Here is a 7847-nt window from a genome sequence, read left to right as displayed (position 1 = left end):
TTTTGGGTTTGAGGATCGCCGACGCTTCCGTCATGCCATTTTGCCCTCGGGCGAACACAAACATTCCGACGATTATGGTGGCTGAGAAATTGGCCGACACAACCTTGAGAGACGGCAGACGGAGCTAGGCCAGGCGGCATGTACATTCTGCCGGAGCGCTGCCGCAATGTGGTGTTCACCGAGCCGCTTGCTAAGTTCACCGAAGCCCTGCTCATGCCGAATGGCAATCCCAAAAGACCAGCACTCCTTTGACGATATTCGTGATAAGGGCCTAACGCTGGTCACCACCGCCGGTTCCGACACGGTCACGACCGCCAAAGACGCGGGCATTCCGGAGGATCGTGTCATGCAGGTCGCCGGCCAGGCCGAATTCTTGCAGGCAGTGAAGGTCGGCCGCGCGGCGGCGGGGTCGCTAAACTACTTCACGGTAAGGAGCTCGCTGACAAGGTCGACAGCGTTGAAATGGCAGATCCGTTCACCCCGCCGGCTGGGAAGGCCGGCTACCCAAGTCTCGCCTTCCTGCCCAATCAGCAGGCGGTCGATGCCTTCAACGAGGTATTGAATACTTATATCGGCTCCGACCAAATGATGCAGTCGGTCAAAATACGGCTACACCAAAATCAATCTGCCGGACGGCACCAAGACCGGCGACCTGTGCAAGGGTTGAAATCTTGCGGGGAATGCCACCCATGCACCTAAAAGGCTCCCGGCCGCAGTGGCTGGGCGACGACAGAGCAAAGTGACAAGACGCGAGGCTCCGGGGTGCCGATTTCCGGTATTCAGACGAGATAGTTCGGCAACGTGGCATGTGAGGCTGCTACGCTCAGGAGTGAGCAATGGCAGTCCATCTCGCATGTCGCAATGCCGACCTGATGCCCCTCCTTTTGCCGAGGAACCGATGATCACCAAGCATCGCGTATCGGTTGATGGTGTCGAGACATCGTACTGCGAGAACGGAGCTGGTAGGCCGATTGTTTTCCTGCAGGGGGCGGGCTTCCGTGCAGAGGCTAAGAGTTCCTTTGTTCGGCAGCTGAACGGGCTATCCGATCAATTTACGGTAGTAGCGATTGATCAACTCCATTTTGGGGGAACGGATTATCCTGCTGACTGCAAATACATTAACCGGCTCGGTCGTGTGAATCATGTAATTAGCTTCCTCCAACAACTGGGTTTGAAGCAGATCACGCTAGTCGGCCATTCAGAAGGATCATTCGTCGACGCGCGGGTCGCGATCGTGCGTCCCGATCTTGTTTCTAAGCTTGTCCTGCTGACCGCTAACTCCGTGTCGCCGGCGTTCGGAGATGACCGTGACGAAGCTTGGCTGGAGGCCTGCCGGCAGGCTTACGGCTGTTCCGGCCCGATGCCGAGCGAAGAGGAATACATCACCGCACGGCGGAAAAGCTGCCGCGCCCACGGGCAGGATGTGGAATGCGCCGAGCGAGAAGCCTATCGGCGGGCCGCGGCTCGGGGACAATGGGAGATCTGGCAGAGATTGCCGGAAGACGAGACAAACCTGCATCGTTATCCACTGCTGCAGCAGAAGTATATCTTCCCCTACCTTGATCAGCTTCAGGCCCAGACGTTGATCATCTGGTCCAAGAACGACCCTACCGCGACGCCGGAGCAAGGGATCAACCTGGCGAAGCTGATCAGGAATTCAGATTTCCATCTGCTCAATAATGCCGGCGATTCCGTCCAGGTTGATCCGGAGCGAAGCCGTGAACAGACTCATCCGTCAATGGCACGAATGATCAACTGTGACGGGAACAATGCTCGGGCCAGCGTCTCCGAGGCGAATCTCTCAGCGGCGTGTCGCATACGACGAACTTGTGCCCTGCCATGGCAACAAGGGCATAGCCCAGGCGGTGGCGCCCATCCAACCGGGCAGGGCAGGAGTCATGCAAGACGTGGTGTGCCTCAGTTGGCCATACCACAGCTCGCGATTGTTCACTTCCAACGAACCACGGGGATGACGGAAATGTGCGTATGCACCCAAAAATCACCGAATTTCTGCGAATAACTTGCATTTCTCGCACAAAGCACCACAGCTGCGCTGCTACGCTCACGAAGCATGCACAAGTGGCGTAGCAAAGGATCGACTGGAGGAATCTATACCTAAGTGGGGACCCTGCAGCTCACACGATGATGGGAACCGCCGGACTACAAGCTCAACAAATGATGCAATGGTCTTTTCCCGAGGCATATCGGGAGACCATCGGCGATGCGAAAACGGAGGACTAACCAGTGGTCAAGTGGAAACTCGACGAATGCTTTAAGGCTGCAATCTTGAAGAGGATTGCCGCGCTCGGCCTGGCGGCGATGACAATCTCGTCCTTTGCCGGTTCGGCCTCGGCGGAGTCGCTGCTCGATAAGATTAAGAACGGAGAAACGATCCGTCTTGGCTTCACCAATGAGCCTCCCAGTGCCTATCCTGGTGCGAACAACGAGCCGCTTGGCCTGGTCAATGTGATGACACTGGACGTTCTGAGAAAGATGGGAACGACCAAAATCGAGCCGGTCGTAACCGATTGGGGTTCCCTTGTCCCGGGCCTCCAGGCTGGTCGCTTTGACATCATCACGGGCGGCATGTGGATTAAGCCGGAGCGGTGCCGCAACGTCCTGTTCAGCGAACCGATCGCATCGAGCAATGATTCGATGATCGTGCCGAAGGGCAATCCGGAAGCGCTGCATTCCCTCCATGACGCTCAGAAGAAGGGGCTTACCCTGGCCATCATGACGGGTACCACCGCAGTCGAGCAGGCGAAGAAATTAGGTTTCCCTGACGACAAGGTTATGCAGGTCGCCGGACCGCCCGAGGTCGTACAGGCTGTAAAGGCCGGCCGCGCCGCTGCCGGCTCGCTCTATAGTCTGAACGCGACGACTCTTGCCGAGCAGGATCCCAGCATTGAGGTGGCTGACCCGTATACCCCGCCGGGACCGAATGAACATCCCGCCATAGCCTTCCCGCTCAGCGAACAGGCTGCGGTAGACGCGTTCAATGCTGTGTTGAAAGACTATATTGGCTCTGACGAAATGATGGCCGCGGTCGGCAAATATGGTTACACCAAACGCGATCTCCCGGATGGCAGCAAGACCGCTGATCTTTGCAAGGGCTGAAGCTATGCGTCTGACCGCTCCCCGGCCCTTGGCCGGTAGGCGGTCAGTGGGGAGGGCATATGAGTAAGGTCGATCTCAGCTTTATCTTTGCCGTGCTCACCAAGGGCGTCATGACTACGGTCATCGTCACTCTTGGCGCCTGCGTCGTAGCGATCGTCCTTGGGCTTTTCGTGGGCCTGACCCGAGTCTCTCCCCGTCGGCAGTTGCGCTGGTTCAGTATCGCCTACATCGAATTCTTCCGCGGGACGTCCATGCTGGTTCAGCTCTACTGGTGGTTCTTTGTATTGCCGATTTTCGGTATTTTCCTGTCGCCGTGGACTGTCGGAATTTTGGGGATCGGAATGAATGCCTCTGGCTACGCAGCCGAGTATGTCCGCGCCGCCATTCAGGCCGTTGATAGGGGCCAGTATGAGGCATCTACAGCGCTCAATTTTTCGCGGCTCACCATGATGCGGCGTATTATCCTCCCACAGGCAATGCGCGCCATGCTGCCGACCTGGGGTAACATGCTCATCGATGTGCTTAAGGGTAGCTCGCTCGTCTTCTTCATCACCATTCCCGAATTTACTAGCGCCGCCAAGCAGGCGGCCGACGCAACTGGCGATTATATGCTGTTCTTTGCGGTTGCACTATTCGGTTATTACATCATCGCGCGCGCCCTCATCACTCCTTTCGTGCGCTGGCTGGAACGCCGCGTCTCGCGCGGTTTCGTTCGGGAGCAGGTGGCTTGAAGATCTGGGATTGGTCTTACGTATGGGAGGCTTTCCCATATCTCTATCAGGGAGCGATCGTCACCATTGAGGCTACGCTGCTCGGGTTTGCGATCGCGCTGATATTGGGTCTTGTCTTCGCGATGATTCGCCAGTCGCCAAACCGCTACGTCTCGACCACCATGGCGGAGATCGTGGAGTTTATCCGTTCAACGCCCTTGCTGCTGCAGTTGTTCTTTGTCTATTTCGTTGGTCCGCAGATCGGAATCTTCATTCCTGCCTGGACGGCGGGAGTTGGCGTGCTGGGGATCCACTATGCAGCCTATTGTTCCGAAGTCTTCCGCGGCGGCATCGAGAATGTGGATGGCGGCCAGTGGGAGGCCTGTACGGCACTAAACCTTTCGCGAACGCGGACCTGGCGAACAATCATTCTGCCGCAGGCGATCCCGCCCATGGTGCCAGCTCTGGGCAATTACTTCATCGGCATGTTCAAGGACACGCCGGTCCTGGCGGCAATCTCGATCTTCGAGATGCTGCAGCAGGCGAAAAATTTCGGGGGCAATAACTATCGATACATAGAAGCGATCACTATGTGCGGCTTCTTCTACTACGTGTTCAGCTTGGTTGCTTCCGCTATCGTGCAGTCGGTCCGCGTCTGGCTCAACCGCCGCTACCATCTGCAATAGGGAGGCCTTATACTATGAGCGAATTTGTGCTTCGCTTCGAGGACGATCTCACGAAGCGCCCTAGGGCATCAGCCAGGCGGGACGAGCTTGACCTCGATATCAGGCGCAGCGAAAAAGTCATGAACGAACCCATAGTTCGCTTCGAGAACGTCACAAAGCGCTACGGCGCGTTGACGGTGCTGGACGAACTCAATCTCGAGATCGCACGCAACGAGAAGGTGTCCATCATTGGTCCGTCCGGCTCGGGCAAGACCACCGTTCTGCGCATGCTGATGACGCTTGAGCACATCAACGGGGGGGTGATATGGGTCGACGGTGAACCGTTGACGCATACGCAGAAGAACGGCCAAATAGTGCCGGCGAGCGAGCGTCATCTCCGTCGCGTGCGTGCCAAGATCGGTATGGTGTTCCAGCACTTTAACCTGTTCCCGCATATGACTGCTCTGCAGAACTGCATGGAGGCGCCGATCTCCGTCCTTGGGCTCTCGAAGAAGGAGGCGGAGGCCCGAGCGGCAGAGCTGCTCGACTTGGTGGGCCTCGGCGACAAGAAGAACCATTTCCCGATCCAGCTTTCCGGGGGCCAGAAGCAACGCGTGGCGATCGCTCGGGCGTTGGCCATGCGGCCCAAGGTGATGCTGTTTGACGAGGTGACATCAGCGCTTGACCCGGAACTGGTTGGAGAGGTGCTCAACGTCATCCGCAAGCTCAGCGCCGAACATGACCTCACAATGCTGATGGTCACGCACCAGATGGGCTTTGCCAAGGAGTTCTCCGATCGCGTGTGCTTCTTTTCTGGCGGTAAGATTGTCGAGCAAGGCCCGCCCAGCCAGCTTTTAGGCAATCCGCAAAACGAGCGAACGCAGCAGTTTCTCAATGCGGTGCTGGAGACGAGGTGAGTTGCGGGTTGTGCCGCTAGTTGAGTTATCCCGTGGGTGGCTTCCGGGCAGGAACTGGTCCGTTCGGAGCAGGCTGCCCTGCGACGAACCTACGCGCGGTTTTTCAGGGCCGGGTTGATGTCGAGGTTACTGCCCCAGTTCATTCAGGACTGCATAACTAGGATCGTCCGGTCCAAGCCCCAGATTGGTCGAGTTAGGTAAATAGCGCTGCCCGTTCGGCAGTTGCGAGCTTGAAGATCTGATGTGCGTTCAATCTGCCATTCAGGGCATCTGGGCTCTGGAAAGTGCCCTAACACGATTGTCTGACGGCGGACGCAAACCCGGTATCCTACAGGCCCGGGGAGGGTCGCACAAGCGTTCTGCGGTTTCCCAGTTTTTACGGCTTTCATGCGAATGCACCAAAACAATGCCGACTTACTGCGCCTGGAAAGGCATGTTTCTCTGAAACAGCCGTTTCGACGCTGTTAAATTCGTGCATTCAGAGAGAACCTGTATCGCGCAGGTGATGGGCATTTGCTGCCGAAATCACCATCTTAGCTGCTTCCAGAAGAAGGATGCTTCCGTGACAACTCAACAAAGGGCCCTCGGAATTATTGGGCTGGAGATCGGACTTCCGCCTCGTGAATTTCCGCCACCGCAACCGGAGTCGGTCTTCAACCCGGCAACTTTCGACTTCCCAATTATAATAGAGACCGCGGCCGGGGCTTTGGAGGAGAGGGTCATTCCCGGTGATGCTTCTCTCGAGCCGGCCTACATTGCAGCTGCCAGGCGGTTGGTCGAGCGCGGAGCAGTCGCGATAACCGGGGACTGCGGGTTCAGTATCCGGTACCAGGCTGCAGTGGCCGCGTCTGTCGAAGTCCCGGTGGCCATGTCGAGCCTGCTACTGGCGCCCACGCTACTCCGGCAGCTTCCAGCTGACGCAAAGCTCGCCGTTGTGGCCGCAGACTCAAGACACTGCGGCAAAGAGCTGCTGGGCATAGATTCATCCGCAGAGGCAAGAGTAGTCATCGGCGGCATTGAAGGTGACGCGTGGCCGGCTGGTGTTGTTGAAATGGAGTCGGAGGTTGCAGCCTGTGTCGCGCGACTTGGCGCCGCACATCCGGGGATTGCCGCCCTCCTATTTGAATGTACATTGTTCCCGATGGTGACGTCAGCAATCCGTCGTAGGACAGGACTGCCCATCTATGACGCCGCGACCCTTTATCGGATGACATTCGCGTCCGTGGCTTGACCGCTTGGAGGCCACTATCCCAAAATATGAGCTCATGTCTGGTATGAGTTGCGGCTCGTTATTGTAACACACGTCCGCATCTTGTCGAATACTCTGTCGAGACTGGATCCTCGATTTCCGAGGTCAGGACGCGGTGCCTGAGATGCAGGTTGGATTTTTGGAACTCGTGCTGGTCGACCGTGATCCAGACGCTAAGCGGCGACCGACTTCGGCCGGAGTTGAAGCAGGGCGATCAAGGGCCACAAAAATCACTTCAGCCACCTGAGCAGGAGGGAGAAGTTGTATCCGGCGGCGGCCAGGACGGCGTTGAGGGCGTCGCCCTGCTGGCCGGCGAGGTAGTTGCGGCCCATGCGGTGTTCGTTCTTGATGTGGCCGATATGACGCTTGCCAGCGTGTGGCCGTCATAGGGATTGCCGGGCAGCGCTTTTGCATGCAGGGCGAACTGGCCGCCCTTGGAGCGCTTCAGCGTGGTGGCCACCGACACCTTCACACCGAACTCGTAGGGCATATGCGCCTTGCCCTTGCCAATGCATTCCACCTCGTGCGCGTGCAGGCTGTAGATCTTGCGGCCGCGCTGGCGCTGGCGTTGCTAGAGAACGGTGGCGGCCTGGTAGAACGGCCATTTGAAGAGCGCGTCCAGCCCCGCATCGCCGGCGATCTGGCGAGAAATGTCGCGAATGGTCCGGCCGAGATAGGTCTTGAGCCTGCGCAGCGCCTTGTTGGCCCGCTTGAACTGCTTGGCGTGGGCATAGCGCTGGTGGCTGATCAGCGCCAGCTGATAGCTCTGGCGCAAATGGAGCTCCTTCCCTCTTGGCCAGCCGCACCAGCCGTTCGCGCGCCCGGTTGATGAGCTTGGCGTCGGTCGGGAACATGACGTTCTTCGGCTGCACGGTTGTGTCGACGATCACCTGGCGCGTGTCGGCCGGCTTCATCGCCCCGGTCTTGACCGCAAGGCTGAGGCTCTCCTGCAACAGCGCCACGATCCGCTCCTCGCCCATGCGGCTGCGCCAGCGCGTCATCGACGAGAGGTCGAACGGCAGCGTATGGCAAAAGAACGTCTCGCCGGTGAGATACTGGAAGTAAGGGTTCTCCACCCAGCGCTCGCACAGCACCTCATCCGACAGGTTGAAGGTGTGCTTGAGGATCGCCAGCCCCGCCATCAGCCGGGTCGGCAGCGGCGGCATGCCGGGGCCGTCCGAATAGACGG

General features: G+C 58.2%; 7 protein-coding genes and 1 pseudogene. 7 read left to right on the top strand and 1 reads right to left on the bottom strand.

Annotation, left to right across the window (positions count from 1 at the left end):
• The 7 genes from EN949_RS29945 to EN949_RS36205 all read left to right on the top strand — a co-directional run.
• On the top strand, positions 1 to 128 hold a 128-nt coding region (locus EN949_RS29945), incomplete at its 5' end, for a GMC oxidoreductase (protein ID WP_144289770.1).
• A gap of 770 nt (positions 129 to 898) precedes the next feature.
• Positions 899 to 2020, top strand: a complete 1122-nt coding sequence (locus EN949_RS29935; protein WP_063169347.1) for an alpha/beta hydrolase — start codon at positions 899 to 901, stop codon at positions 2018 to 2020.
• Positions 2021 to 2244: 224 nt separating this feature from the next.
• Positions 2245 to 3117, top strand: a complete 873-nt coding sequence (gene ehuB / locus EN949_RS29930) for an ectoine/hydroxyectoine ABC transporter substrate-binding protein EhuB (protein WP_082826582.1) — start codon at positions 2245 to 2247, stop codon at positions 3115 to 3117.
• Between the two features lie 59 nt (positions 3118 to 3176).
• Complete coding sequence (gene ehuC, locus EN949_RS29925) at positions 3177 to 3848, top strand: ectoine/hydroxyectoine ABC transporter permease subunit EhuC (RefSeq protein ID WP_063169346.1); 672 nt, start codon at positions 3177 to 3179, stop codon at positions 3846 to 3848.
• Entirely contained in the window at positions 3845 to 4513 is a 669-nt protein-coding gene (ehuD, locus tag EN949_RS29920) for an ectoine/hydroxyectoine ABC transporter permease subunit EhuD (RefSeq protein ID WP_063169345.1), read from the top strand. Before ehuC ends, ehuD begins: the two co-directional genes overlap by 4 nt.
• Before the next feature lie 119 nt (positions 4514 to 4632).
• The gene (ehuA, locus tag EN949_RS29915; RefSeq protein WP_063170381.1) at positions 4633 to 5409 is read left to right on the top strand and encodes an ectoine/hydroxyectoine ABC transporter ATP-binding protein EhuA; all 777 of its coding nucleotides are present in this window, start codon (positions 4633 to 4635) and stop codon (positions 5407 to 5409) included.
• 562 nt (positions 5410 to 5971) lie between these two features.
• Positions 5972 to 6640 (top strand): hypothetical protein, encoded by a 669-nt coding sequence (locus EN949_RS36205; protein ID WP_176477193.1) that lies wholly within the window; start codon positions 5972 to 5974, stop codon positions 6638 to 6640.
• 248 nt (positions 6641 to 6888) lie between these two features.
• Here the strand turns inward: EN949_RS36205 and EN949_RS29905 are convergent.
• A pseudogene (locus EN949_RS29905) lies at positions 6889 to 7847 on the bottom strand (IS5 family transposase); the annotation flags it as partial.

The organism is Mesorhizobium sp. M7A.F.Ca.US.007.01.2.1 (assembly GCF_003998165.1).
Lineage (GTDB): Bacteria > Pseudomonadota > Alphaproteobacteria > Rhizobiales > Rhizobiaceae > Mesorhizobium > Mesorhizobium ciceri.
Note: the sequence above shows the minus strand (reverse complement) of the source record. Positions and strands in the feature narration are given on the sequence as shown.

Bases quoted from the DNA above. Each gene is read 5' to 3' on its own strand.
- EN949_RS29935 (WP_063169347.1), top strand. From the start codon at position 899: ATGATCACCAAGCATCGCGTATCGGTTGATGGTGTCGAGACATCGTAC.
- ehuA (WP_063170381.1), top strand. From the start codon at position 4,633: ATGAACGAACCCATAGTTCGCTTCGAGAACGTCACAAAGCGCTACGGC.
- ehuC (WP_063169346.1), top strand. From the start codon at position 3,177: ATGAGTAAGGTCGATCTCAGCTTTATCTTTGCCGTGCTCACCAAGGGC.